The 24,454-nt window shown below is 59.7% G+C and carries 30 protein-coding genes and 2 pseudogenes; 18 read left to right on the top strand and 14 right to left on the bottom strand.

Translation table 11 applies throughout. The features are described from left to right. Positions 1-75: 75 nt before the first annotated feature. Positions 76-684, bottom strand: coding sequence for an NAD(P)H-dependent oxidoreductase (locus M2395_RS03750; protein WP_011061710.1), 609 nt, complete (start codon positions 682-684; stop codon positions 76-78). Positions 685-777: 93 nt separating this feature from the next. On the opposite strand from M2395_RS03750, the gene M2395_RS03745 reads away from it, so the two are divergent. From M2395_RS03745 to M2395_RS03735, 3 genes are all read left to right on the top strand, one after another. Next, complete coding sequence (locus M2395_RS03745; protein ID WP_011061711.1) at positions 778-1,419, top strand: TetR/AcrR family transcriptional regulator; 642 nt, start codon at positions 778-780, stop codon at positions 1,417-1,419. 54 nt (positions 1,420-1,473) lie between these two features. Continuing rightward, on the top strand, positions 1,474-2,010 hold the full coding sequence (locus M2395_RS03740) for a hypothetical protein (protein WP_123430652.1): 537 nt from the start codon (positions 1,474-1,476) through the stop codon (positions 2,008-2,010). Between the two features lie 95 nt (positions 2,011-2,105). Beyond that, a complete protein-coding gene (locus tag M2395_RS03735; protein WP_041752307.1) occupies positions 2,106-2,840 on the top strand; it encodes an HAD family hydrolase in 735 nt (244 codons plus the stop codon). 124 nt (positions 2,841-2,964) lie between these two features. Here the strand turns inward: M2395_RS03735 and M2395_RS03730 are convergent, their stop codons facing one another. After that, positions 2,965-3,450 (bottom strand): helix-turn-helix domain-containing protein, encoded by a 486-nt coding sequence (locus M2395_RS03730; RefSeq protein WP_011061714.1) that lies wholly within the window; start codon positions 3,448-3,450, stop codon positions 2,965-2,967. A 116-nt stretch (positions 3,451-3,566) separates the two neighbouring features. Between M2395_RS03730 and fabF the strand changes: the two genes are divergently transcribed. Then, the gene (gene fabF, locus M2395_RS03725; protein ID WP_015635913.1) at positions 3,567-4,835 is read left to right on the top strand and encodes a beta-ketoacyl-ACP synthase II; all 1,269 of its coding nucleotides are present in this window, start codon (positions 3,567-3,569) and stop codon (positions 4,833-4,835) included. Between the two features lie 64 nt (positions 4,836-4,899). Here the strand turns inward: fabF and M2395_RS03720 are convergent, their stop codons facing one another. The 3 genes from M2395_RS03720 to M2395_RS03710 all read right to left on the bottom strand — a co-directional run bounded on the left by M2395_RS03720 (position 4,900) and on the right by M2395_RS03710 (position 6,177). Further along, a complete protein-coding gene (locus tag M2395_RS03720) occupies positions 4,900-5,367 on the bottom strand; it encodes an anti-virulence regulator CigR family protein (RefSeq protein WP_011061716.1) in 468 nt (155 codons plus the stop codon). A 132-nt stretch (positions 5,368-5,499) separates the two neighbouring features. Continuing rightward, a complete protein-coding gene (locus tag M2395_RS03715; RefSeq protein WP_011061717.1) occupies positions 5,500-5,733 on the bottom strand; it encodes a YceK/YidQ family lipoprotein in 234 nt (77 codons plus the stop codon). A gap of 69 nt (positions 5,734-5,802) precedes the next feature. Next, entirely contained in the window at positions 5,803-6,177 is a 375-nt protein-coding gene (locus M2395_RS03710) for a hypothetical protein (protein ID WP_105625670.1), read from the bottom strand. A 325-nt stretch (positions 6,178-6,502) separates the two neighbouring features. On the opposite strand from M2395_RS03710, the gene M2395_RS03705 reads away from it, so the two are divergent. Together M2395_RS03705 and M2395_RS03700 are read left to right on the top strand one after the other, a co-directional pair. Continuing rightward, positions 6,503-6,748, top strand: a complete 246-nt coding sequence (locus M2395_RS03705) for a hypothetical protein (protein ID WP_011061719.1) — start codon at positions 6,503-6,505, stop codon at positions 6,746-6,748. A 104-nt stretch (positions 6,749-6,852) separates the two neighbouring features. Continuing rightward, positions 6,853-7,494, top strand: a complete 642-nt coding sequence (locus tag M2395_RS03700) for a hypothetical protein (protein WP_015635915.1) — start codon at positions 6,853-6,855, stop codon at positions 7,492-7,494. Between the two features lie 134 nt (positions 7,495-7,628). On the opposite strand, the gene M2395_RS03695 is transcribed toward M2395_RS03700, so the two are convergent. Next, entirely contained in the window at positions 7,629-8,597 is a 969-nt protein-coding gene (locus M2395_RS03695) for a threonine/serine dehydratase (RefSeq protein WP_077934277.1), read from the bottom strand. A 227-nt stretch (positions 8,598-8,824) separates the two neighbouring features. On the opposite strand from M2395_RS03695, the gene M2395_RS03690 reads away from it, so the two are divergent. Then, a complete protein-coding gene (locus M2395_RS03690) occupies positions 8,825-9,298 on the top strand; it encodes a hypothetical protein (protein ID WP_123430651.1) in 474 nt (157 codons plus the stop codon). Between the two features lie 90 nt (positions 9,299-9,388). Here M2395_RS03690 and M2395_RS03685 read toward each other — a convergent pair whose 3' ends face one another. Both M2395_RS03685 and M2395_RS03680 read right to left on the bottom strand, forming a co-directional pair. Then, positions 9,389-9,526 (bottom strand): hypothetical protein, encoded by a 138-nt coding sequence (locus M2395_RS03685; RefSeq protein ID WP_011061723.1) that lies wholly within the window; start codon positions 9,524-9,526, stop codon positions 9,389-9,391. A 61-nt stretch (positions 9,527-9,587) separates the two neighbouring features. Further along, entirely contained in the window at positions 9,588-9,728 is a 141-nt protein-coding gene (locus tag M2395_RS03680) for a hypothetical protein (protein ID WP_003083582.1), read from the bottom strand. A gap of 291 nt (positions 9,729-10,019) precedes the next feature. Between M2395_RS03680 and M2395_RS03675 the strand changes: the two genes are divergently transcribed. The 6 genes from M2395_RS03675 to M2395_RS03650 all read left to right on the top strand — a co-directional run bounded on the left by M2395_RS03675 (position 10,020) and on the right by M2395_RS03650 (position 14,465). Beyond that, a complete protein-coding gene (locus M2395_RS03675) occupies positions 10,020-10,493 on the top strand; it encodes a hypothetical protein (protein ID WP_015635918.1) in 474 nt (157 codons plus the stop codon). A 120-nt stretch (positions 10,494-10,613) separates the two neighbouring features. Beyond that, a complete protein-coding gene (locus tag M2395_RS03670) occupies positions 10,614-10,775 on the top strand; it encodes a DUF2986 domain-containing protein (protein ID WP_077934278.1) in 162 nt (53 codons plus the stop codon). 443 nt (positions 10,776-11,218) lie between these two features. Then, a complete protein-coding gene (locus M2395_RS03665; protein WP_011061726.1) occupies positions 11,219-11,782 on the top strand; it encodes a hypothetical protein in 564 nt (187 codons plus the stop codon). 25 nt (positions 11,783-11,807) lie between these two features. Next, the gene (locus M2395_RS03660; protein WP_011061727.1) at positions 11,808-12,203 is read left to right on the top strand and encodes a hypothetical protein; all 396 of its coding nucleotides are present in this window, start codon (positions 11,808-11,810) and stop codon (positions 12,201-12,203) included. A 545-nt stretch (positions 12,204-12,748) separates the two neighbouring features. Further along, the gene (locus tag M2395_RS03655) at positions 12,749-13,408 is read left to right on the top strand and encodes a bifunctional 2-polyprenyl-6-hydroxyphenol methylase/3-demethylubiquinol 3-O-methyltransferase UbiG (protein ID WP_019093065.1); all 660 of its coding nucleotides are present in this window, start codon (positions 12,749-12,751) and stop codon (positions 13,406-13,408) included. A gap of 7 nt (positions 13,409-13,415) precedes the next feature. Next, on the top strand, positions 13,416-14,465 hold the full coding sequence (locus M2395_RS03650) for a hypothetical protein (RefSeq protein WP_123430650.1): 1,050 nt from the start codon (positions 13,416-13,418) through the stop codon (positions 14,463-14,465). A gap of 262 nt (positions 14,466-14,727) precedes the next feature. On the opposite strand, the gene M2395_RS03645 is transcribed toward M2395_RS03650, so the two are convergent. Beyond that, the gene (locus M2395_RS03645) at positions 14,728-16,221 is read right to left on the bottom strand and encodes a DUF1254 domain-containing protein (protein ID WP_072441539.1); all 1,494 of its coding nucleotides are present in this window, start codon (positions 16,219-16,221) and stop codon (positions 14,728-14,730) included. A 35-nt stretch (positions 16,222-16,256) separates the two neighbouring features. Continuing rightward, the gene (locus tag M2395_RS03640; protein ID WP_077934280.1) at positions 16,257-17,711 is read right to left on the bottom strand and encodes a DUF1254 domain-containing protein; all 1,455 of its coding nucleotides are present in this window, start codon (positions 17,709-17,711) and stop codon (positions 16,257-16,259) included. 328 nt (positions 17,712-18,039) lie between these two features. Between M2395_RS03640 and M2395_RS03635 the strand changes: the two genes are divergently transcribed. After that, on the top strand, positions 18,040-19,083 hold the full coding sequence (locus tag M2395_RS03635; RefSeq protein WP_011061732.1) for a hypothetical protein: 1,044 nt from the start codon (positions 18,040-18,042) through the stop codon (positions 19,081-19,083). 139 nt (positions 19,084-19,222) lie between these two features. Further along, positions 19,223-19,603 (top strand): hypothetical protein, encoded by a 381-nt coding sequence (locus tag M2395_RS03630; RefSeq protein WP_077934281.1) that lies wholly within the window; start codon positions 19,223-19,225, stop codon positions 19,601-19,603. Between the two features lie 27 nt (positions 19,604-19,630). Here the strand turns inward: M2395_RS03630 and M2395_RS03625 are convergent. Then, positions 19,631-19,945 (bottom strand): annotated as a pseudogene (locus tag M2395_RS03625) (2,4-dienoyl-CoA reductase); the annotation flags it as partial. 3 nt (positions 19,946-19,948) lie between these two features. Here M2395_RS03625 and M2395_RS03620 point away from each other — a divergent pair. Next, positions 19,949-20,203: pseudogene (locus M2395_RS03620) on the top strand (alpha/beta fold hydrolase); the annotation flags it as partial. 286 nt (positions 20,204-20,489) lie between these two features. Here the strand turns inward: M2395_RS03620 and M2395_RS03615 are convergent. Further along, complete coding sequence (locus M2395_RS03615) at positions 20,490-20,849, bottom strand: hypothetical protein (protein WP_041752309.1); 360 nt, start codon at positions 20,847-20,849, stop codon at positions 20,490-20,492. Between the two features lie 288 nt (positions 20,850-21,137). Here M2395_RS03615 and M2395_RS03610 point away from each other — a divergent pair, with 288 nt between their 5' ends. Both M2395_RS03610 and M2395_RS03605 read left to right on the top strand, forming a co-directional pair. Beyond that, on the top strand, positions 21,138-21,605 hold the full coding sequence (locus M2395_RS03610; protein ID WP_077934283.1) for a hypothetical protein: 468 nt from the start codon (positions 21,138-21,140) through the stop codon (positions 21,603-21,605). A 304-nt stretch (positions 21,606-21,909) separates the two neighbouring features. Beyond that, complete coding sequence (locus M2395_RS03605; RefSeq protein ID WP_080644459.1) at positions 21,910-22,872, top strand: bifunctional GNAT family N-acetyltransferase/nucleoside diphosphate kinase regulator; 963 nt, start codon at positions 21,910-21,912, stop codon at positions 22,870-22,872. A gap of 145 nt (positions 22,873-23,017) precedes the next feature. Here M2395_RS03605 and M2395_RS03600 read toward each other — a convergent pair whose 3' ends face one another. Continuing rightward, positions 23,018-23,401: a hypothetical protein gene (locus M2395_RS03600; protein ID WP_011061741.1), complete on the bottom strand. Its 384-nt coding sequence runs from the start codon at positions 23,399-23,401 to the stop codon at positions 23,018-23,020. A 67-nt stretch (positions 23,402-23,468) separates the two neighbouring features. Next, positions 23,469-24,446, bottom strand: a complete 978-nt coding sequence (locus tag M2395_RS03595; protein WP_123430649.1) for a carbon-nitrogen hydrolase family protein — start codon at positions 24,444-24,446, stop codon at positions 23,469-23,471. Positions 24,447-24,454 lie beyond the last annotated feature (8 nt).

The following is a 24,454-nucleotide window of genomic DNA, read 5'->3' as shown; positions in this document are numbered from 1 at the left end:
CCAGCCCGATCTTCGACCGCGACCACCGCCCGCCCCCCTTCCCGCCCTCCCCCTCTGGATATGCCTGGCAAAGCCTTACACCGGCTCGGCGAGCCTGTGGGCGCTGAACAAGGCCTGCCCGATAGCCCGGGCCCTTTGCAGATTGGCGGCTTGGGCGCCGGACTCCGACTCGTACAGCAACTGCGACGTCAGCACACTGGCCCCGCAGTAATCGAAGATCCCGTGATCAATCTGAGCCTGCATCGCTTCGAGGTAGCGGTGACGCTCATAGGTACCGGCATCAGCCCCAGCCACCCCCACCAGATGCACCCGAAGGCGCCCCAGCTTTTTCACCAACCTGGCATCGGCCTGGAAATCAAACGCCCAGCCATTGCTGAACACCCGGTCGATCCACCCCTTGAGCAGCGCTGGCATGGACCACCAGTAGACCGGATAGACCAGTACCAGAGCATCAGCGCGATCGATCCGGGCCTGCTCGGCGAGAACGTCCACAGGAGGGGTGACCTGGGTTCTGTGTACCGCAATATCTGCAGCGCCGAAACGCGGCTCGAAGCCTTCGCTCCAGAGATCGGCAAGCTCGAAGGAGTGCTCCGCAGACTCGGCCAGGCCTTCGGCAATCTGCCGGGCAAGGCTGTGGGTCAGGGACCTGGGGTCGTGATGGGCAAAGACAAGAAGTGCGTGCATGGCGACTACTCTCACAAGCGCATTGCGCTGATTGCAGAGGATTTATATACTTTTAGTAAGTTACAACCAATAACCTACCTTTGGTATATAAGCATGTCAAGCCGCCAGAACACCGATACCTCACCGCGCCGCCGCCTGACACGGGAACAGCGCCTGCAGCAGTTGATGGGCGTGGCCTGGCAGATAGTTCGCGAACAAGGCACCGAGGCCCTGACACTGGGGCACCTGGCAGAACAGGCCGGTGTCACCAAACCCGTGGTCTACGATCATTTCGACACTCGGGCGGTACTCCTGGCGGCCCTCTACCAGGACTACGATCAGCGTCAGACCGCACTCATGGAGCAGGCGCTGGAGACTGCCAGCCCCACGCTGGCGGCTCGCGCCGATGTGATTGCCGCGTCCTATATGGATTGTGTGCAACGCCAGGGCCGCGAAATCCCTGGGGTGATCGCCGCCCTGGCCAGCTCGCCGGAGCTGGAACAGACCAAGCGTGAATACGAGGCCACCTTCCTGGAAACCTGTCGAGGTGCCCTTGAGCCCTTCGCGAACGGCGCCGTGATAGGCACCGCGGGCCTGCGGGCCATGCTCGGCGCCGCTAAAGCGCTGTCCCATGCCGCCACACTGGGAGAGATCAGCTTCGGCCAAGCCCAGGAAGAGCTCTGCGACACCATCGTAGCCATGGTCGAAAGAGCCCGCGCCAGGCAACGCACGCCGGCATCCGGCGCTTCCCGTTAATTGTGAACCGACTCTTGAAAACACCCCCCGAAGGGGTACCGCAAGGACGCTGCAATGCTATTGGCCCAACTGGAACTGCTGGACGAACTGCTGCAACGCTATCGCGGAGAGCTGGGCAAGGATTTCACCGGCTATCGCAACCATGTGTACCGGGTCATCAACTTCTGCCACCTGCTTACAGGCACTGATGCCCTGCAGTTGCAGAAACTCTCCATTGCCGGAGCCTTTCATGATCTGGGGATCTGGACCGCCGGGACCTTCGACTACCTGCCACCCTCGTTACACCTGGCCGAAGCCTATCTGGAGGAAATCGGCAGGCTGGAATGGGCAGCCGAGGTGCTGCCAATGATTGAACTGCACCACAAGATCACCCCTACTGCCGAGCAGCCGGGTAGCCTGGTGGAAGGCTTTCGCCGCGCCGACTGGATTGATGTCTCCCTGGGCATGCTGAGCTTTGGTCTATCGCGCCAGGATCGGCGTCGAGTGTTTGCCGCATTTCCCGATGCCGGCTTTCATCTGCGCCTGGTTCAATTGTCCGCCAGACAGCTGTTGACCCGTCCCTGGAACCCCCTTCCCATGCTGCGTCTGTAGACCTGTAGCAGAAGCATCCACTCGGAACGCGTAGACTGCAGCAATCCCAGGCAAAACCGGCTGCGTATCCACGGCCGCCATCAATGAGAACACCCATGCCGCCCCACCCGCCAACCGGCCCCCTCGCCCCCACGGGCTTGCCATCCCAGGCACCACAATCCGTAGCCCAGGCGCTTGCCCCGGACACCATCGGGATCAACCCCGATGCCAGCCAGGTGCTCTCGGTGTTCGATTTCGACGGCACCCTGACCCGCCATGACAGCTTCGTACCCTTTCTCAGGTTTGCCTTCGGCCACCGCCAGTTCAACCGGCGGATACTCGGCCTGGCCCTGCCCAGCCTAAGGTTCCTGGTACGCCGGGTCGATCGCGACCAGCTCAAGGCGCAACTGATCAGCACCTTCCTCACAGGCGTCGAGGCCGCCTGGCTCCAGCAGCGGGCAGAAGCTTTCTGCCAGCAGGCCTGGAGCCGACTGATGCGCCCGGCGGGCCTGCAGGCGGTGGCCCAGGAGCTGCGCTCAGGCGCCCTGGTAACCCTGTGCTCTGCCTCCCCGGCCCTGGTCCTGCAACCTTTCGCCACACGCCTGGGGATCAGCTTGATCGGCACCGAACTGGAGGTGGTCGACGGCATACTGAGCGGGCGTATCACCGGCAACAATTGCCGTTGCCAGAACAAGGTCCTGCGCCTGGAAAGCGTCTACGGTCCGCTGAACCAGTATCGGCTCCGGGCCTGGGGCGATACCCGCGGCGACCGTGAGCTGCTGGCTGCAGCCCAGGACGCCCACTGGCGGCACTTTCACCCTTCATGGCGGCGCGGGCAGCGAGCACGCTGAGACGCCGGCCAGCCTGCGGACGATAACGCCCTGGCAGCCACCAGCCAGAATCTGCTGGATACCCAGAACCTGGCCGCCGCACAGCAACCCGCCGCACCCGCGGCATCGAACCAGGCGCCAGGGCTCAGTCAGCCGTAGCCCCCAGGCGCTGGCGCATGCTGGCACTGGCCGCGGGCCCGGCTTGCACCGTGCACGCCTGCAATGCCACCAACCGGCCGCTGGCGACCTCCGCCATAACAGGCTGTACCGCAAGCCCGGTTTCCCGCTCGACAAGTTGCACGCTCTCACCTTCGGGAGCGTAGTGACGATTGCCCCAGGCCACGAAAGCCATGAGCACCACGCGAAAGTCCTCGCCCTTGGCCGTGGGCACATATTGATAGCGCAGAGGGCGCTGGCTGTAGGCCTCACGTACGAGCAACCCATCCTCCACCAGGGAATTGAGACGCCGGGTCAGCATGTTCGGGGCGATCTCCAGGCTGCGGGCAAACTCGTCGAAGCGCCGCAAGCCATGCAAGGCATCGCGCATGATCAAGATGCTCCACCACTCCCCCACCCGCTCCAGGCCTCGGGCGATCGGACACTCGGCTTCAATCAGACTCTTTCGTTGCATGGCTGGCTCCTGCACTGCACCTCGGTAATTATGGATTCGGATGTTACTTTCATGATGATAGTATCGTCCACGTTTCGTTGTTCCCCAATCACGTACGCTGAAGGAGCAGGATCCGCATGAGCAAACGCATCGTAGTCACCGGCATGGGCGCAATCACGCCACTGGGTTGTGGAGTCGAACAGGTATGGCGGCGCCTGCTGGCAGGCCAGTCCGGCATCCGCTCGTTACCGGAAGAACTCATCGGCGAGCTGTCGACCACCATCGGCGGCCAGGTGCCCGACTCGCTCCAGGACCCGGAGGCCGGCTTCGACCCGGACCAACTGCTGGCCCCCAAGGAACAGCGCAAGATGGATCGCTTCATCCTCTTCGCCCTGGCCGCGGCCGAGGAGGCTCTGGCCCAGGCCGGCTGGAAGCCGGATACGGCAGAAGCCCAGGAACGCACGGCCACCATCATCGCCTCCGGGGTGGGCGGCTTCCCGGCCATCGCCGAAGCGGTACGCACCACCGACAGCAAGGGCCCGCGCCGCCTGTCGCCGTTCACCATTCCCTCGTTCCTGAGCAACATGGCCGCCGGGCACGTGTCGATCCGCCATGGTCTCAAGGGCCCCCTGGGCGCGCCGGTGACCGCCTGTGCCGCCGGGGTCCAGGCGATTGGCGATGCCGCGCGGATGATCCGCGCCGGGGAAATCGACATCGCTGTGTGTGGCGGTGCAGAGGCGGCCATCCACCGGGTCAGCCTGGGCGGCTTCGCCGCAGCCCGCGCCTTGTCCAGCGAATTCAACGACACCCCGGAACGCGCTTCCCGTCCGTTCGACCAGGCTCGGGATGGTTTTGTCATGGGTGAAGGCGCCGGCCTGCTGGTCATCGAGGAACTGGAACATGCCCTGGCCCGCGGCGCCCGGCCCATCGCCGAGCTGGTGGGCTACGGCACCAGCGCCGACGCCTACCACATGACGGCCGGCCCGGAAGACGGCGACGGCGCCCGTCGCGCCATGCAGCAGGCCCTGCGCCAGGCCGGTATCCAGGCATCCCAGGTGCAGCACCTCAATGCCCACGCCACCTCCACCCCCGTGGGTGACAAAGGCGAGCTGGCTGCTATCAGAACGGTGTTCGGCACCAACAGTGGACTGGCCATTAGCGCCACCAAATCCGCCACTGGCCACCTGCTGGGTGCGGCCGGAGGAATCGAGGCGATCTTCACCATCCTCGCCCTGCGCGATCAGATCGCCCCGGCCACCCTCAACCTGGAAAACCCGGACAGCGCCGCCGCAGGGCTGGACCTGGTCAGGGGGCAGGCTCGCCAACTGGCCATGCAATACGCACTGTCCAATGGCTTCGGCTTTGGCGGGGTGAATGCCAGCGTGCTGTTCAAGCGCTGGGAATAGCCCTTCGGGCCAGGGCTCCCTGCCGGGGTTTGAGTTGCGATTGGCTGAAACCCCGGCAGCCCCATCAGTTCAACACGTCATTCAGCACTTCGTAGATGACCCCGCTGGCAATGGCCACCAGGATCAGGTCCGTACCGGCCTGCCGCCACTCATACCCCTCATAGCGTGGCAGTTGCCCGAGCAGCCGGCTGTCCAGCTTCTTGGCGATGCCTGGTGGAAGGGGCTTGCCACGGGCCAGGTTCTTCTGGATACCGGGAGGCAACGCCGGTCCCGGGCTCCAGTAATCACGGTGCCCACCCAAGATGCCGAGCACGTTGCCACGATCGATGCTCGGGCCATGGCTCCAATCGTCAGCAGCAGGTTTCTTGCCCTTGCCGTGGCCCTCCCGGTTGCCCTGGCCACGATCATCCTGGGCGCCCTGCTTGGAATGGCCTTGCCCCTTGCCCCCGCCCGGATCGGCCAGTACCAGGGGGGAAGCCACAGCCAGGAACAGGCAGGCAAGAACGGTAACAAGCGGACGCGATGTGTGCATGGTGGTTCTCCTCAGGCAGCGATTGCCAGAATCAACTCTAGACGGCCTTTCTATCCTGGGGTCGCCCCCGCCCCTGAGCACGGATCGGCCCGCCCACTCACCTGACCGTTCAGCCCAGCTGAACCTCGAGAATCAAAGGCTGCAACTGTGCTGGTATTCAAAGGGAAACATCAGCGTATCCACCACCCCGGAAAACGGCGCATCCAGCGCCAGAAACGGCCAGAGCACGCCGTTGTTTTCCTTTGCCAGGGCCCAGTCCATGCGCACGCCGATATAGGGACAGGTGTAGGGAGTGGTTCGGGTCATCAATGCCGTGCACCCGCTCAGCCCCAGGGTCAGCACCAGCCACAACAGACTACGCAACACGTAACGTCCTTATTACTTGCATCGGCAAGCACCATGGGTGCTGCATGACCAACGCTTCAGAGATCGAGATCAAGCCTTGTAGTCGCAATGGATCTGCAGGCTTTCGGTAGGGTTGCGATGAATCTGAAAACCGCACTGCCCCAGGGTGGCCTTGACCTCCTCCACTACCGCCGAGTAACGCGCCTTGCGCTGTTCCTGGCGGGCCGGCGAGGTAAACACACCCAAGGGCAGAAAGCGCAGGCGCTTGCCATCGAGGACGATGGACAGGTCGACATGAGTGCCGTCCACGTCATGGCCATTGGAGCCGAAAATATCCTCCAGCTCCTGCTTTCGCCGCGGGTAACACAGGCAGAAAAGCCGGATGCCCAGCCAGCGCGACAGGGTTCTGAAAAACCCCAGGCAACTGCTGTTGGGTTCGTAACCCCGGGTTACCAGCAGTTGCACGGAGCGAGGCAATCTCGACTGGACCTCAAGCAGTTGGGCAAAGACCCGGGCATCTATCGAGACCTCTGAAGACGGCCAGCGTGGCCCTATCCTCAAGCCTTGGTGATCACCCTTTTTCAAAATCAGCATGCAGATCAAATCTGGTTTCCAGGCGGACCAGAATGGTACACAGAGCGGCCCCTGAGCGCTGGAAAATCGCCGTACAAAAAACCCGCTCACCGGCGCAAATCCCCCCTTTTCTCCCCGTGACAGCCCACCGACGGTTTAGTTAAACTGCTAGTGGCTCATAGCCATTACCCTTCATCACAGTGACCGCAGGGGCTGTATGTACGACTTAACGAATCTGGTCATTGTCGATAGCCGCTTCGGCTTGAACGTCTTGCAGGTCACCGCGGACCTGGTTGCCGGCGCACTGGAAGAACTGCTGCAAAATTGCGCAAGCGGCGCGAACATCACCCAGAAACTGGATTACTCCATCCTGAGCATCTACCAGGACAAGCTTGAAGCGGCCATCCGCGATATGAGCCTCCCGGTCCTCCCCATGCTCAGTGCTGCCGACAGCCTTTGCTGACAAGCCGCCAACAGGGGATGGCCGGGCTGAGGTTTCCTGGCAACGCCTGAGCAAACCCTTTACATTGCCCGCCGGCCCCTCCTCTTGATTAAGGACAGATCAACATGAAGCTTGTTTACGCCCTCTCACTTGCAGCGCTGGCCCTGGTTGGATGCGACAAGAAACCCGAGCCGGTGGCAACCGGCCAGGCAGGCGCTGCCGCCCAGTGCTTCAAGGACACCGATTGCAAGGGTGATCGGATCTGCGAGACCGGCAAGTGTGTATCGCCACAGGCGGCTCCTGCCCTCGGCGAGCGCCCCGCCCCGACAGTCGCCACCCAACCGGCCCCAGAAGCGCCCCGGGTCAGCTACGTACCGCTGATCATCAGCGGCGACGACATCGGTGGCGTATTCACCACCAGCACCCGCGAAATGGGCGGTTCGGCCATCAACTATGTATCCCGCGCCGGTGTCGTCAACGTGATGGACTATGTGGTTGAAGACCCGGACCTCACAGGATACGTCGCCGTCGAGAAAGCCTATGCCTTCGGTGGCAAGTATCTGCTGGTGGTCTCCACCGGAGAAGGTGGCGCCAGCTGCCCCGCCACCACCTACGCCTTCACCTTTGACAGTGCCTCGGAATCGGTGACCGGCAAGATGGAAATCAACAACTGCTCGGAGCTGGTCGAAAGCCTGGCCGATGGCAACAAGCTGATCGTCAAGAAAGAAGACGTACAGCACGTTTTCTACAATGGCGATGTGAAGTAGGACCTGCACGGCTGGCTGGCCAACCTGGTGCGCTGAGAGGGCTGCTCGCCCCCTCTCAGCGCCGGAGCGCGTACGTCAGCCAGCACTCGCTTTCGATAGCGAGCGACCTGTTACAGACATCACCCTGGGAATGTTCAGGAAATTCCCGCATGGGCAGCCCATTTCGTCATGTCTTGAAGGGATATGTTCCCACCACAGACGACAAGACCAATAACCGCGTCGGCAGGCAGCCTGGGCGCGGTGGCAATGACCGCGGGCACAAGCGCGCCAGAAGCCAGCTCAACCCATTGCCTTGCCCCTTGCGCAAAGGACAGCATGCCCTTGATCGCCTCTTCGTCAGGGACCACAACCATGTCTTCGACATAGTGGCGAGCGTGGGCAAACATCAGCTCGTCGATAATCGGAACGCCAAGGGTGGAGACGATCGAACTGACGTCGATATCCACCGGCCTGCCCGCCTGCAAGGCCTGGCTCATGGAGTGTGCGCCGGCGGTCTCTACGCCCCAGACCCGGATCCCGGGCTTGATTGCCTTCAAGGCCGTGGCCACCCCCGCCAGCATCGCCCCGCCGCCGATCGCGACAAACACGTCGGTCAGGGACGGGCAGTCGGCAATGAACTCAAGGGCCAGTGTTCCATGCCCCTCGGCAATCAGCGTGTCGGCGCAATCGTCGATCACCACATAGCCCTCTGCCTCCAGGGTCTTGGCCCGGGCAAAGGCAGCATGCACATCCGCTTCGACAATGACCGTACTGCCGGAGGCGCGAATGCGCTCGACCGACGAAGACGGCGCGCTCTCGGGCATGATCACCGTCACCCTGGCGCCGAAGCGCTTGGCCGCCTCGCCGATGGCAATGCCGAAGTTACCCCCACTGACGGCGACGAAGTGGCTATCGCTCAGGCCCTCCTGCAACGCCGAGAACTTGTTGAGTACCCCGCGGGCCTTGAATGAACCACCGGTCTGCAGGTTTTCAAGCTTGAGAAAGACAGGTCGTTCAACCATGCCTGCCAGCATTGAACTTTCCACCGTCGGCGTACGAACTACCGATCCATCTATCCGCTGCGCTGCTGCAACGATGGATTTGAAATCAATCAGCTGAGTCATCTGGGGCCAATATCCTTGGTCTGAATGTGTGCAGGACTCCCAACGTCCGTGCCTGGCCAGCTTCGCCAGCCGCGATGAACGCTACAGGACAAACCGGGGAATGCGCCACCTATTCAAGAGTTATGGACAGCCGGTGAGCAACCTGGAGTAGCTCATGGATCATCGCTGCAAAAACAGCGTCGCCCAGTGGTAGGCTAGCGGCCCTCCACCACCAGGAAGCCTTCCCAGTGACGCCCATCATCTGCGCCAACGAGTTCGACATCTGTGTTTCCATGCCTGACTTCGTCACCTGGGCGCAGGACGAGCCTGTTCCCAACGCCGATCTGGCGGCGGCATTGAACACCCTGGGAATCGCTCTCGACATTCGCAAGCTGTACACCAGCTACTTCGACGAAACCCCGGTTGGCGCTGGCGACGTCCACATTTATCCGGGTACCGAAAGTGCAAGCCTACTGGTCATCGATCTCTACCGAGACCCCACCGACCAACTGGATATCGTCAGTATTTCGTTGAAGATAGAACCTCTGTTGCTGCCCTTGGTCCTGCCTCATCTACGAGGTTTTTTTGATGCTGCCAAGTGCCAGGTCGCCTTCAGGCAGTCCAGCCATTCACAGCAGTTGCGCGCGCTGATCGATGAAACCCGATACCCCGCCCCAGCCGATGAAAACGGCTATCGGCAGCAGCTGATTGCCCATCTTTGAAGAACCGGCCACAGGCCCTTCGGCACCTGCCGATCAAGCCCAAGGCAGAAGCAGGCCCGACCTGGGCCGGGCCTGCCATTGGCAACTAGCTCAAGGGCATTCGCAGGTGGACGGACCGAATACCGGGCCGCTGCACGGATCTTCGGACGGGCCGAACACCGGGCAAGAAGCCTGGGCCGTCAGGGTGAAGCCCCACAGCAGCAATACCGCCAACATCACTTTTTTCATTTGCGACCTCCTGGTCAGTCATCCAGTCACCCATGCCCCCTGACGAGGGCACGGACATTCATCAAGGGCATTCGCAGACCGTAGGCCCGAGCACCGGGCCAGCGCACGGATCCTCTCCCGGCCCCAGCACCGCGCAGTCGGCTTGCGCCGTCAGCGAAAACATCCACAGCAGCAGCGAAGCCGCCAGCATTTTCCTTTTCAACCTGACCTCCTTGGTCGAGACCTCGATAGTGTTCTGTGCCCTGCTCTGTCACCAGAGTCGGACACAGGCCCCCTGTATGGCATGACGCAGGCTCAGTCCGCGCGCCCTGCCGCCGGGCCCGAGACAGCAAAGACCACTGCCGGCGATTGCGCCAGTGTGGCGTGTTGTCGCGCCTGTATGGCCGGCGCAAATCAGCGCACGGCGACTCTTCAGCACAATCTTGCACTGGCCATGCCGATATTTTTCAGATTATCTTTTGCCGAAAATCCAGGAACACAAGGAATCTGTGTCATGCCTTCACTCAAGCTCGTATGCCTTGCCCTCACGGTTCTGACCATCAGCGCCTGTGCCATCCCAACAGCCAAGACCGAACCCAACGACGTCGAGATCGCCGCCCAGAAACTGGTGGGGCAGCCGGCCAAGAATGCGTTTCAACTGTTCGGCAGGCCCGACCAGGGCATGGGGCCTTCTTCCTACGGCAGTGGAGGTTTCTACCTGTGGAACCGGGTGCAGACCCATACCACGCCAGAGAAGGTCTTCGTGCAGACCGGCGTCGAGTACGTCGGCCAGAAGGAGACCTGGGTAGGCATTGGCGGTGGCGGAGTCGGCGGCATGATGCCGGTGGGGAGCGAAGCGGTCTATCGCAAGACCGGGTATGAGGAAAACCGGACAGTGCTCGATTACTTCTGCAGCATCACCCTGTACACCGATAGCCAGAACATCATCACCGATGCCAGCGTAATCGACTGCAACAGCAAGAAGTGATCGGGTGATCCAGCTAAACAGGGCCGCCACCCACTCTTGTGCCACCAGGGTTCACCCCGGGTGGCCGGCCTGCCCCCCTTAGCTGATATCATTCGGCAACTTACCCGCCGAGTCGCACACATGAATCGCCGCAAGAAAATCAACCAACTGCTGAAGGCCAACGCCAAGAAGGCCAGTGCCAAACTGGCACCGAAGAAGAAGTGCACCTACATCAGCAAGGCCGATCGCTTGAAGCTGGCGGCTGAAGCCGCTCAAGACCCGATCATCGCACCCGAAAACTGATCCAGCCCCCCCCAACAGCCTTGGCCGCCGTAGCACACTGCCCCCCTCCCTGAGCGGCCCTGGCCTTTACCTGAATTCACCCGGCCCCCTCGGGCCTGAGCGCTCCATCGACCTCCTGCGGCCTGCCCTGGGAAGCTGCCCGCCGCAGTTTCCGCGGCTCTGCTCGATAGCGGCAATACGCCATTAGCACATTTGCCCTAATCGACCCACGACGCCCGGCGCACCTATATTTCTACCCTTGAGCGGCCCACCTGCTGCCACGAACAAAAAACTCGAGGAGCGCCCTCTGGTCATGGCAGCCACTCACCAGAGTCCGCCCTGCCCATCGCCCGATACAGCCCCTGAGCTTGGCCACTCACTGTCTTGCCAACGGACTGAGTTGATTTTTCTTCACCCGCAAGCACCGCCTCCAGGTGCCCACCACAGCAAAGGATTGTTGCCCTATGCTCACCTCCCTCAGACCCTGGCTGCCCGCCTTGCTGCTGTGCAGCCCGCTGGCTGCACAAGCGGAAAGTGCCCCGGCCGGCGACTTCTGGATGATTCATCACCAGGGCAGCCTCAACAAGAACGAAGCCTTCATCGTCGACGGTGAACCTTCCAACATCTTCCTGCGCAAGGGCGGTGTCCGTTCGCTGGGCGTCTATCAGCTCTACGAAGAAGGCGGCAAGCCAACGATGACCGCGTATGACGTCGAAGTCGACTGCGCGAAGAACCGGGTGCGCCTGAACGGCGCGCAGAACTACAGCAAGTTCTTCAACGACTTGCGCCCGAAGAAGGTTTCCACTCAATGGCAAAAGCAGCCCGAGCCCTGGATAGCCCAGACCCGGGACTTCCTCTGTCATCCGGAGCAGCGCCAGGCGAAGCAGATGTATCCGCTCGGCAAGATGCCTACCTCGCAGATGATTTCGGCCGCTCCGGGGCTGTTCCAGTTAATGAATCACGAGCACACCAAGACGGCCATCCTGAAGATCGTCGACCAGGCATTCGATCAGATGCCCGCCAAATGAACGCACTATTTATGGAGAACGTGCGATGAAAAGACTGCTCGCACTGGGAATAGCCGCCATCCTGCTCAGCGGATGCTCGGCCATTCCGACCCTGCCCGAAGCCCAGGCTCGCAACTACTGGAAGAACCGCCCGGTTGGCGAGGCGATCGAGCACTTTGGCGTCCCCAACCAAGTCGCCACCGCCCCCGAAAAGGACTGGGTGGTACTGATCTATAAACGCGACACCTCGTACACCTCACGCGAAGCGCTCGGCACCTACACCGGCCCACAGAATGGCCAACTGGTACACGCTGAATACTGGGGCGACGTGACCAACTCAGCCAGCTGCGAAATCCGCGTCGCCATCAACCGCGCCAGGCAAGTGGACTACCTGCTGACTCGAGGCCGATGCGCCGGCATAAAGCTCAAGCCAGAAGCCTGACCCTCCTTGACCCGCCCCGGGTGGCCAGAGCCACGCCGGGCCAGGGGTCTGCTCCTGGCCCATGGCCAACCTCCATAGCGGCGGCACCAGATGATCTACTGGGCGGTATAGCTCGCGTGGCATCGAACAACCATTCCAAATTTGACCTGTCACCACTGCTACAGCACTATCCGCCTGCCGAAAAACGTGTAGGGGTCGTGCTCGATGGCAGGGCGGCGAATTACGCTGCCACGAGCTACTCCCGCAGGTTCAAATGGCGGGCTACCGGCTGATCAATCTGCAGTCACCCCGGACAGCGCAGGGGTGGCTCGCAAGACCCAAGGTTGGCTTGGCCAGTGTCGCCTTGCCCGGCACGGTAGCGGGCGAACACTGCAAATGATTGTTGGGAGCTGTACGTGGGCGACAGTTACCTGGCAACAGTTTTTATGACAAGTTGAGCCCCCTAGGCCCCAGGGTGTTCACGTACTAATCATTTATTTACGGTGCCTGGAGTCCGGGCATTTAGTGCCGAGGTATTTATGGGATTGCTTGATAGAGATTTTAGGTTGGACAGTGGTGAACGACTCACCGCATTGCACCCGGATGCACTCCCGCCCGATGCCATCGCTCGCTATGAATTCGCACGCGAGGTCCTCGCCGACCTGCCGGGGCCGCTGCTGGGCGCCGATATCTTTTGCGGCAATGGCTATGGCACTCATCTGCTGGCGCAATCCCTGCCCTGCTTCATGCACGGCATCGACGGCTCGGCCGAGTCCATTGACCTGGCTAACCGCAATTATGTCGATTTGAACGTACTGTTCAGCCAGAAATTTTTTCCGTTTTCACTGCCAGCCAACCACTTTGATTTCATTGTGTCGATCGAGTCCATCGAGCACGTCGAGCAGGGCGAAGCGTTCTTTGGGCTGATGGTCCATGCATTGAAGCCCGGCGGCCGATTGATTATCTCCGCACCCAACTCACAGGTTGTGGACCTGAGCAAAAACCCCTACGCGTGGCACTACAAGCACTACACCGTGGAAGAGTTCCTGAGCTTGGGCGAAAGGCATGGTTTGACCCTGATGACCTGGCTGGGGGCCGACTGCACGTTGGTCAATCCAAGTAGCGGAAAGGTGGTCTCGGGCAATTACTACAGCCCCCATAGCGGTGCTTTGACCGCAGGCCGTATCGGCGATACGCAAACTTTTTACTTCCAGAAACCACAGTGAGCCCGGCATGACTGTTCGCAAGAAACTCTACTTTATCGGTTGGGATTACAGTACGCCGCGATCAGTGCCCTTCAAGCGCGCGTTGCAGGATCGGGACTTCCCTTGGGAACCGGTGGCGTTGGTGCACGACAAGGTACTGATTGATGCCGTTGATGGCATTCAACTGATGACCACTGAAGACTTCCTGGCGCAATGCATTCCGGGACAGACGACAGCCCTGCTGTTCTCTCACGATGAGCAGCAACGCAGTCGGTGGCAACGCCGTGGTCGTGACCACGGTATTCAATGGGTCGACCAGGGCGAGTTGCTGATGGACTACGCCGCGCTGTTGAGCGACAGCGGGCGATCCCGGGATCTGGGGACGATGATCCTGCCGCAGGCATTCGACTCGGCAGCCCGTGACGCACTCAGGGCTTTTTGCGGGTGCTGGCCTGACGCGAAGTCCAACCAGACCTTCGAGGCGTATCTGAGCTTTCTTGATACCGGGTTGGCCACTCGGCTGTCCGAGGTCATGCAGCCCCTGAGTGAGCATCCGTTTTATCAGGCTGCCGCTCAAAGGCAGTCCATGCAGCCTTGCGAAACTGAAAACACCCTGGTTTGGGAGATAGCACCCAAGCGTACGGCCTTTCTTGAGCAAGCCGTATTGCAGTCCCCGAGCAAGCGCGTCAATTACGCATTCTCTGCCATGAATGCCGCAGGCATTGCCGGCGAGGCTGCCAGGCTTAAATTGCTACTGCAGGGCCTGGGTATTTCACCTGCTGCGTCCTCCGTTCACAGCGAGGGTGGGGAGCTGTTCCAGACAGGCGTCGACGGCTTCGATTTGCCGGATATCGCGGCGCCGCGCAAATGGCTGCATCTGCAGGTTGATGATCCCGCCACCCTGCTACAAGCGCTGTCTCAGCACACTCGCGAGTTGCTGGCACATGTGCGAGTAGGTCTGCGACCGACGCAACTGCTTCAATTGCTGGAGCGTCATCCCATCGGCAGCATGACATTGATCTGCGACAGGCCTGGCCCACTGGGATTACAGGTGACAATCAATATAAAGGGGCAGTGAGCGAACTCCCCGCTCTGTGCAAATCTCACCCACGGGTCGACAGTCACTATGGCTGTAATCGTCCGGCCTGATCCCAACGTTCAGGGAAATGGTGTCCACCTAATGAAGTGGGCACCATTTAGCCTGATTCAGACATACCTGACGGCTATTAATGAATGCTCAACGCTATCGCGCAGAGGGTTCAACGTACCGCACACCGGCTACCCTTCGAAAAGCGTTGTTCGCATTGGCCGTCTTATGGGGCACGACACGAGCACACTCATCACTGCTTGAGCAAATCACTCGGTTTCCAGCTCTGGTCAAAGAATGCCTGCTTGGGCCCGTAAAGCCGCACGATCACCAGGAAGCCCTTGTCCGGTACGGTCTTGATCCAGTTCTTGCCCTCGCCCGGAGATTTCGGGCCAAAGTAGATATCGGTGGAGCCGTCGCTGTTCTGCACCGGCTTATCCATCTGATTGAGAGACGGGAACGGCTGGCCGTTGTCCAGGCCCGAGGCGGTCAGGTTGTCGTAGGCGGTCACCGACCAGAACAACGCCGCAGGTACATTTGCCGGCAGGTTGAGCTTGTAGGTCTGGGCACCGTCGAGGAACTTGCCGTCGGCATCACGGGTGGTCGCGGGATACTTGGCACCGGCACCGACCATGTTCATGACCATGCCGGGGCTGTCCGAGTAGGCCGAAGTGAAGAACGCCACCCGCTGCTCAAGATTGGTGAAGCTGCCACTGGACTGAAACTCGGTGTTCTCCCCGGCGAAGGTATTCACGTATTGCCGATCTTTGTAGTACAAGCCGCCCGGTTCCTTGAGCAGCAAATGGCTGGTCACCACCTTGCTCATCTTGAACGCGGTGCGCGCCGCTTCATCGAGCAATTTGCGCCTTTGCGCATCCGGAGCGAAGGGCTTGCCCTTCTCGATGCCCAAGGTGTGCAGGAAGCCACGCATGTCCATGTCTGCCGGGTCCACCGCTTCGGCGTCAATGAAGCGCGACAGCATGTCGAAATAGCGACCATCCTCGGGAAACAGCATGTTGATCGGTGCGCCGGTGGCATCGGGGAATTGCATCGGCAGCGCCTCATCCTTTTTGCCCAGCGGATAGATCTTGGTGCGCTCGACTTCAGCCACCGGCACGCTGAGGTCTTTCGGATCCTTGAAAAAGGTGCGCCAGAACAGGAACACGTTGTTGGTGCGCGAACGATAGACGTATCCCTCGGTCGGCTCCGGCCCCTTGTAGTCCGGCGGCAACAGCACGTAGGTGCCGCCCTTGCCCTTGTCAGGGCCGGCCAGGCCGACGTCGCCGCGCCAGGTCTTGCCGTCGATGGTCGGGCCAACGATCGGGCGCTGGAAAAAATCGTCGAACATGCCCTGTACACCGGGCGGTGCTTCGACCACCAGGGGGCCGTACTTCTGCAGGTCCAGATAACTCATGGCGTAGACCAGATCGGAGTTCGGCGTGGTCACCAGCGTCTTGGCATTGATGCGCTTTTTCCAGGTGGGCAGGATGTTGTAGCCGGCGCCGAACTCCTTCTCCGAAGCCTCCTTCATCGACCAGATGTTGATCGCCGGCAAGGCCCACAGGTACGACTGCACAGCGCGCTGGAACACCAGCTCATCGATCAGGGTGCGTGCAGCTGTCTCAGTCGGGAAGCCCTTTTCAAAGGGCTGGTTGGCCAGTTCCTCATAACGCGTCGCAGCATTGGCCAGGCCGCTCAGGGTAATGGCTGCGGCCAGGGCCGTCAGGGAAGTGCGCAAACGGTTCATGGGCTGTCCTTATGAAACGCAGTTGGAAAATCGGTTCAGTTGACCTTGACCACCGCCGGTGGTGTCCACTGGCCGTTCATCGCAGCGGCTTCCGGCCAGTAGGCGCGAACGTATAGCGAGAAGTCGGCGCCCTGGGGCGCGGGGAGCCAGTTGCTTTCCTTGTCCGCGCCCGGCGAGTCGCTTTGCACATAGAGTGTCAGCGAGCCATCGGCATTGCTCTTGAGCGCTTTGTTCTTGGTGCCGAGGGAATAGCGTCCCAACGGGTTTTCGGCGAAGAAATGCTGTTGGTTGTACAGCGTCAACGACCAGAAGCCCTTGACCGGCGGCAGCGCACCTTTGGGGAAGGTCACGCTATAGCGCTGGGCGCCATTGAGCCGAGCACCGGTCTCGTCCAGGTCCTGGTAGAAATACTTGGTCTCGATCTGCTTGTTGACGAAGATATTCGACCGGGCGACTGCCGTGCGCAGGAAGTAATCGGTACCAAACGCCGCGCCGTTGCTGATGGTGCTCCAGTGATGCGGCAACTGCTGGCCGTAGTTGCGAAACTGCAACAGCGGCTTGACCACCTCGCTGTCAGCCTTTTGCGCTTCGTCGATCATGGCTTTTTTCAGCTCGGGGTCGCGCTGGGCGATTTGCGCCAGCACCGCCAATTGCGCATAGCGCGCCTCTTCACCCGGTAGCGGCCTGGCGTCCTTGAGAATCGCCGGCAGTTCATCAAAGAACTTTTCCGGGAGCACCCAGCGGGTCTCCTCGTCTCCCGATGCCTCGGCAGGGAATTTCGGCGACTTGCTCCAGTCACGCTGCTTGAGTTTGCCGTCGTACTTGGACAGCGGGTACATATCGATGCCTGACAGATAGGGCTGAATGGCCTTGCGATCTTCGGCGGTATCGTCCTGGAATACCCGCGGGATCACGAAACCGGTGTTGGTCTTGGCGCGAAACACCTGGGCAATGCCTTCCGGTACCTTGCCGTTCCAGTCCGGCCCCACCAGTAGATAGAAGCCCGGCTTGGTACCGTACATCTTGCCCAGTTCGGCGAAGCTGTCGGAGCGCAGGTCCACCAGTTGATACACCCAGAAACGGTCGCCGAAGTCCGGCACCTGAATCACCACAGGCTCGATATCCAGGGCAATGCTGCCCGCACCGTAGACCACATCCTGGTTCGGGCAGGCCACCAGCCGCTCGCCAGGGGAAATGTAATCGGTGAGCATCGACAGATGGTTGATCGGTGCTACGGGCACGATACCGCCCATCAGTCCCGGCTCCGGCAGGTCCTTGAACTTCTGCCGACGGTTGAAGATATTGGCCATCGGCCAACCCCAGAAATACGCTTCCCGCGCCATCATCCGTACGTAAGATTGCGTTACCTTCACATCGGCTTCAGGCCCGGAGACCTGCGCCATCGGCGAGGTTTGCGCCTGCACAAGCATCGCGGCGAGCATCACTGACGTAGCAATCAAGCCACTGATGAATACGGGGGCTTTCTTCATGCGGCTGCTTCCTTGCTTGAGTGTTTTTTTGGCGAGCGAATCTTTTGCGGCAAGATTGATCGTTGAAAAAAACTAGCAGAGGATCCGGGTTCTGCCAGAGAAACGGACAGCAATTCGGCCCCTCCCTGCCTCTACCTGCGCAGGTCGTTATGGGCCTGCGAAGTCGAATTCGCACAGCGTTCAGAGTTCGATATGTGAGGTGAATCACAGCGTATTCTTGCTCTTTGCGCATGCCATCGGACCGGCCTTCCTAAATATTGCGCTCTACCCTCAAACCATTAATATTGATGTTCAACACCTCCCGCCAACGCCCATCAAGGATTGATACATGAAACTGTTCCGGCAGCGCTCTGCCCTACCCGCCGCGTTGCTCCTCGCTCTTTCCCTCTCCGGTTGCGTCTCCGATCTCGATTCGGGTGCCTACGGCAGCATGGACGATCCGCGCTACGCGCAGCTGTTGGACCAGGTGGACGCAGCACTCAAGGCGAACATGGCGGTGGTGCTGGTGGCGGACGTGATGCCGCACAAGTCGCTGAGCGATGCGCTGACCATGACTCAATGGACGCCGACGGTGATCTGGGAATACGAGAAGGATCCGAAGGTGACCTTCGGCCGCAAGTTCCAGACCAACGCGCTGCAGAGGCCGCCTGGTGAAACCTATCTGTTCAAGGCCTTCGAGGTGCACATCCTGCCACCAGGCAAATACTTGCTGACCGGCGGCGACGACTACCAGATCCACGGCTTGCTCGACCAGGTCGGCGCCCGCAGCGGCCCACCCGGTTCGGGCCATGGCGCCAACGGGACTGCCTACCTGTCCCCCGAGCTGTATCGCGAGTACTACAGGGAAGAGGTCTGGAAGGACGCGACCTATGGCAGCGAGACCAAGACCGAAGGTGTCTGTACCGCCGTGCTCAGGGCTTCGGGTGCCTGCGTGAGCTGGGGTGAACAGCAATATACCCAGACGACGGCGCTCTCCCCGGGCGGCTATTACCAACAGACCGATTCTCGCGACGTTCCCGCGATCAAGGTCCAGGCACGCCTGCCGGTCGACAAGGCGCTTGCCAGTTTCACCATCCAGGGCGGCCAATTGCTGCTGGCCCCACGCATGCACCTGAAGACCCCTGGCTACAAGTACCAGCAGTCGAAGTGCCGGGCGATCGACCCGAAGAAAATCGAGTGCCCTCTCGACAACCTGACCGTCTATACCTGGCCGGCGCCCATGAGCTTTACGCAGAATCTCATCGAGCAGCGCAACCTGAGCGAGAAGCACCGGCAGTTGCTGTCCAGGCTCCAGCCCATGCAAATCACGCCGCTGGGCAAGCAAGGCATGGAAGATCCCATCTGGGGCGTGCCGTTGTCACTGGCCAAGTAAGACAAGTCCGGGGGTATGGGCGTCTCATCGAATACCGTGTCGAGCATGCGCTCGGGGGCCTGTTTGCCTGAATTCGGCACGCCCCCGGTGCAGGCCGGCCGACTGCCCACTTGCCCCTCCTGGCAATTGGAACGCTGCTATGAATAAACGTGTCCCCGCCCTGATTTTCTCATCCGCCTTGCTGGCCGCATGCGGCCCCAACAAAATTGTCTACGACCTGCCTTCACCCAGCGGGAAATATCATGTGCAAGTACGCCAGTGCCCGCAAAGCGGATCCATCACTTGGAGCGAGAAGCTCCAGGTCTCGGTACTGGAATCCGGCGTATCGGCAGCCTGCCAATCTGCGGTGCAAGCCTTAGCTCAGTTCGACGCCAATACGGCCGCAAGCCAGCTCCAGCTCGAATGGATTTCAGATACTGAACTCAGGGCCTGGCTGCCAGGCTTCAACCTCGACTACGGGCCATCATCGGCAACCTACAAACACGACAATCCGGTCAAGGTGACTTTCTCGCCCAAATAATGAGCGGTAGGTTTGCCAGGTATCGACTCACATCGAACGCTTCTCTACCCAACGTCGATATTGGCGGGGGCGAAAGGCCATGGCGAGTTGTTGCAGCACCAGCGCACGCAACGGCGACACGCTCGGATCGGAGGTCAACGCCGCGCCGATCCCCACCATATCCATGCCACTTTGGGCGGCCATTTCAGCGATCGGCCGTCGGCGCACTCCCCCGTTGACCATGACCGGCATCCTGGCGACGGTGCGGATGTCACGCGCAAACTCAACGAAATAGGCCTCGCGCGCCAGGGTACTACCGTCACGGACTTCGCCCTGCATGGCGGGCGCCGAGTAGCTGCCGCCTATGCAAAGGCACACTATGACGGGATCGTGGCGTTTTCTCAGACCGACTTCACCGAGGATTTGAAGAGCATAAAGATCCCCGTACTGGTGATGCACGGGGACGATGACCAGATCGTGCCCTATGAAAATGCCGGAGTTCTGTCCGCCAGACTTCTGCAAAACAGCACCCTGAAAATCTACCCCGGCTTCCCCCACGGAATGCCGACAACTAACGCCGATACGATTAACGCTGATCTACTGGCGTTCGTGCGTAACTAAACCACTGGGGCGGGTAAAGACCCGCCCTTGCTGGCTTAAAACCAGTAAATCGCCGGGGCAAAGACCGAGTCGCCGCCCTCGCACGCGAGCCACGCTCAATGAAGTTGCAAGGCAGCTAAATAGCCGCCCTCGGAAAACACTAGACTACGAAGCACCCGCCGAACGATTTAGCCAATCTGTTGCATCGACCGGTTGAATCCACAGCCAGAAGCGGTCACTGCATAAACTCGGCGCACGCGAACCGGCAAACCGGAACGCCTGCGGTGTCCACGCTCTGGAAAAAGACTCAGTTGCCCAAGCACTTTAACAACAGGGCCAACACCCAGTCTTCTTGCGAGGCTAATGCCGTGCTGATCTCCTCGCATCTCCCATTCAGAGACAGCAGGTTGCCAGCCAGTACTTCTCCACTGGACATGCACATATCCAAAACAATACTAAAAACCCCGTTACCTACCTGCTTGCTTTCAAAAACAAGCTCAACCTCTTTAGGGAAGATCGTCACGTAGACGAAGAGTATTCCATTCGCGTATGTGTAGTGGCCATGGTTTCTTTTGAGTAAAACATTCTGGCTTTTCGAAGCCTTCACATAAACATTATCTAGAAACCTTTGAAGGATGAGCAAAGGCTCTGGCTTTTCAGTGCTCATTGGGTTTCCTTGCGAGCAGTAGACTTCAACACGCCATTCTAACCAACATCGACGGCGCACGAGCTGCACGATGCGCAGGGGCGGCCATCTGCGGGTCATTGCCCTCTGTGATGAGTAGTTGTTCTTAGCTATCAGCTTACCAGCCCAGGGCCTCGCCCCCCCCAACAACCAGCTCGCCAAATGCAACCAGGGTAGGGAGAATAGGAACTCGAACCCCTACCTGAATCTGCACTGACCGCTTTCGGCCGATTGCTGCTGCAGGATAAGAGTAAAAGATGGAGCTGTATGATGATTGATAGCCTGGAGGTTCAAGAGTTCGATTACCTTGAACAGGCGTTACTTGAAGCAAACGTGCCTTTCGGTAAAATAACACGTCAGTACGCACGCTATTTGCTCAGTCTGATCGACGGCGGTGTACTTGCTAGCGTTTCCACCCCTAAGTTGAAAGTTCTGATTCCATATATCGAAAAAAGCATCCAGCGAGAACCTATAGAAAGCGATGGGGATCTCCGGAAAAGGCTTGCGCTAGAACTCTGGACGGTAGAGCAACAGCACCGTAAATCAGATGAAGACTTTGCGAACCTCATACGCTGTGTACTTTTTTGCTTTGCAACAGAAGAGTGCTGGATAGAGGAAGGCACTGGGGACGCGACGCCTATCTATCTTTATTTTCTGGCTCTAAAAAAAATACTACCTGGCACAAGAAAAGCCTTTATCAAAAGCTTTCAAGATTTTATTGCAGCCAACGGAAAATAAACGTTTCACGAATAGATTGGCCCGGCCGGGCATCTTTAGGTTCACTGCGCTGAAACGCCGCCAGACGGGCCTTGGCGGGCCGAAACTCTCGAAACCGCCCCAAAAGCGAGTTCGGCCACATGATCCAAAGCACTGAAACTGTTACGCCCGGTCATGCCAGGACATCCACATACATCTGATGGAGCAGCCTGCGGCGAACCTCTGGACCGGATCCTGGGGCAAAACGATGGTTTCCTCGAACACGCCGGGATGTTCGCCATTCCTCGCGGTATATCTTAAAATGCGCGGTTGCCGAAGAACCGTCATGACCATAGCCATGAAAGGCTTCCATTCTTTACAGATAAGTGTGGTCAAGATGAACAAGCCTTTCATTACACTGTGCCCTGAAATTACTCGGGCGCACGCGCTGACATTGATGGATTGGTTGGAGGATGAGCGCGTTACCTGCTTTCTGAGCGATTCGCGTCACGTCTCCCGCTCCATCGAACAAGTCATCGATCGGACTCAATTGCCGATCCTGACCCATCTATTCAACCGGGACGGCCGGTTCTTCATGGCCTATGACCGGCATGACGCCCCGGTGGGCTTTGTCCGTCTGGTCAAGACCGGCTCCAATTGCGAGATAGTCCTGGTCATCGGAGACAGCGACAAATGGGGCCGGAACCTGGGCGCCCGCACCATCCGCGAAGGCATGAAACTGGCCTTCCTCGACATGCGGGCCGAGAAGCTCATCGCCAAGATCCACCCGGACAACACGCGCTCGCTGAAAGCCTTTCAGCGCAGCGGCTTTGTGCTTGAAAGCGAAACGCCGACATTGAAATCATTTTCCATGACGGCCGAGCGCTATCTCCAGTTCTTGCGCGAAGGTACCGTTGTCGACTCCACCGAGATCTACATCACTGAAATCGACAAGGCCAGGCTCGAGAGCCTGATCGTGTTCGAGCAAGGCCCGACGATTGTTGAACTCGAACATGAGCTTGAGCGAGCCATTGTCGTCAAGCCCCAGCAGGTGGCGCGCAACGTCATCACGATGAACTCCAGGGCCTTGCTGCAACTGGACGACGAAGAGATCGAAGTGGCCTTGGTCTACCCTGAAGACGCGGACAGCACCGCAGGGAAGCATTCGGTGTATTCCGATATAGGCGCCGCCATCCTTGGCTATCAGGAGGGGGACACCATCGACTGGCGAATCTCTGATCGCACCCGCCGGATTGAAATCAGGAAAGTGCTTTACCAGCCGGAGGCTGCGGGGGATTTCCACCTGTAATTGCGAACTTTGCTTAGTGTTCGGCCATCAAGCGCGAGGATTCCCCAAAGGAGAGTGCCGCGCTTTTCGTGCTTGAGCGGCCCGCTGATTTGGTCAAATGCAGGAGGCGGTAGAACAGGTCTAGCCGGCTATCGGTGTTGATGACTCAACCAAAGATAAAATAAGCCGCCGCCGCGATCAGTCCCACACTCAACGAAACAAACGACACAAAAGACACCCATTGAAATGCCTTGGTGGTCTCCACCGTAGTGGAGAACGCCATGGGCACAAACGTCAGCGGATTGACCACGCCACCAAACATCACCAACGCAACGACCCAGTCGGGAAGCTGAGGATTGGCAAGCGCGGTGACCGCCATCACCGTCCCCATGATGATCCAGTCCAGATGCGCCTGCCGCACGCGCATCGGGTTGACCACACCTAGGGCACGGAGCTTAGCTGGGTAGTCGACGGAAGCCAGAACGGCAAAGCCGGAGAGTGCACCCAACATGATGGATAAGAGCGCTGTAGCCAAAAGTACATGAACCATGAGTTAGCCTTGATGATTCCGGGCCGGCCTATGCACGGCCACCCGGAATATAGGGTTGAGGAGATATTCAGTCGTCGCGCAGCGTTAAACCTGTACGTACGCGTCGATCAATCGAGAGCTCGAAGACATCCGGGCGCAAGTAATGACCTGCCACATCGAGGTCATGGTGCTGGGCATCGATCTGCGCAAGGTCGATGGTTGCCAGGACAATTCCAGGCTCCCCAAAGAGCGGTGCCGTCACCCAGGAACCATCTGGAGCGACCACACCAGATCCACCATTGAACAGTAAACGCTCCTCCAGTCCGTTGCCGCCAACCCCAAGGCGGTAAGCCGTCAGTAACTCGGCTGGCACATCAGCAACGTTCAGGTACTGGCCAGCGCAAAGCACAAAACAGCGCCCTTCGAAGGCATAGGAACGGGCAGCAACATGGTGCATTTCCGTCATGTCCGGCCATGCCGCCACATGAATCTGTTCGTCTTGTGCATGCAGGGCCTGGCGCGCCAGCGGGTGCCAGTGCTCCCAGCACACCAGCCCTCCCACGCGACCAACCGCGGTATCGACCACCCGTAGACCTGCGGCATCACCGTTGGCCCATACCGTGCGTTCGGTGTGGGTCGGCGTCAGTTTGCGGTGCACATTCAAAATGGTCCCCTCCGGGCCAATAGTGACTAGAGAGTTGTAGAGCGAGCCGCCGTGGCGCCGAGAGCGCTCGTTCATACCCATCACCACGGTGACTGCGTTAACACGCGCAGCCTCGCGAAGCACCGCAAGGTCATCGTCCATGTCGTCAGGCCGGCCAATAACCGGGCTGTCCGCCAGTAGCTTGGCGTACCAGAACTTGGCTTGCGCATCGTCCCAGCCCGCCATTCCAAATATCCATGCGGGGTAACAGCTCAACCACGTTTCCGGGAATACCACGAGTTGCGCCTCCTTGAGCGCAGCACTCTTGATATGTTCGGCTGCCAGGCGCATCGATTCGGCTCGATCAAGAAGAGCCGCAGGCATTTGCACAATAGCGACTGTTTTTTCGCATTTTCTGATCATCTAAAAAC

The organism is Pseudomonas sp. BIGb0176, from assembly GCF_024810175.1.
GTDB classification, from domain to species: domain Bacteria; phylum Pseudomonadota; class Gammaproteobacteria; order Pseudomonadales; family Pseudomonadaceae; genus Aquipseudomonas; species Aquipseudomonas protegens.
This window is presented reverse-complemented; position numbering and strand designations above follow the sequence as displayed.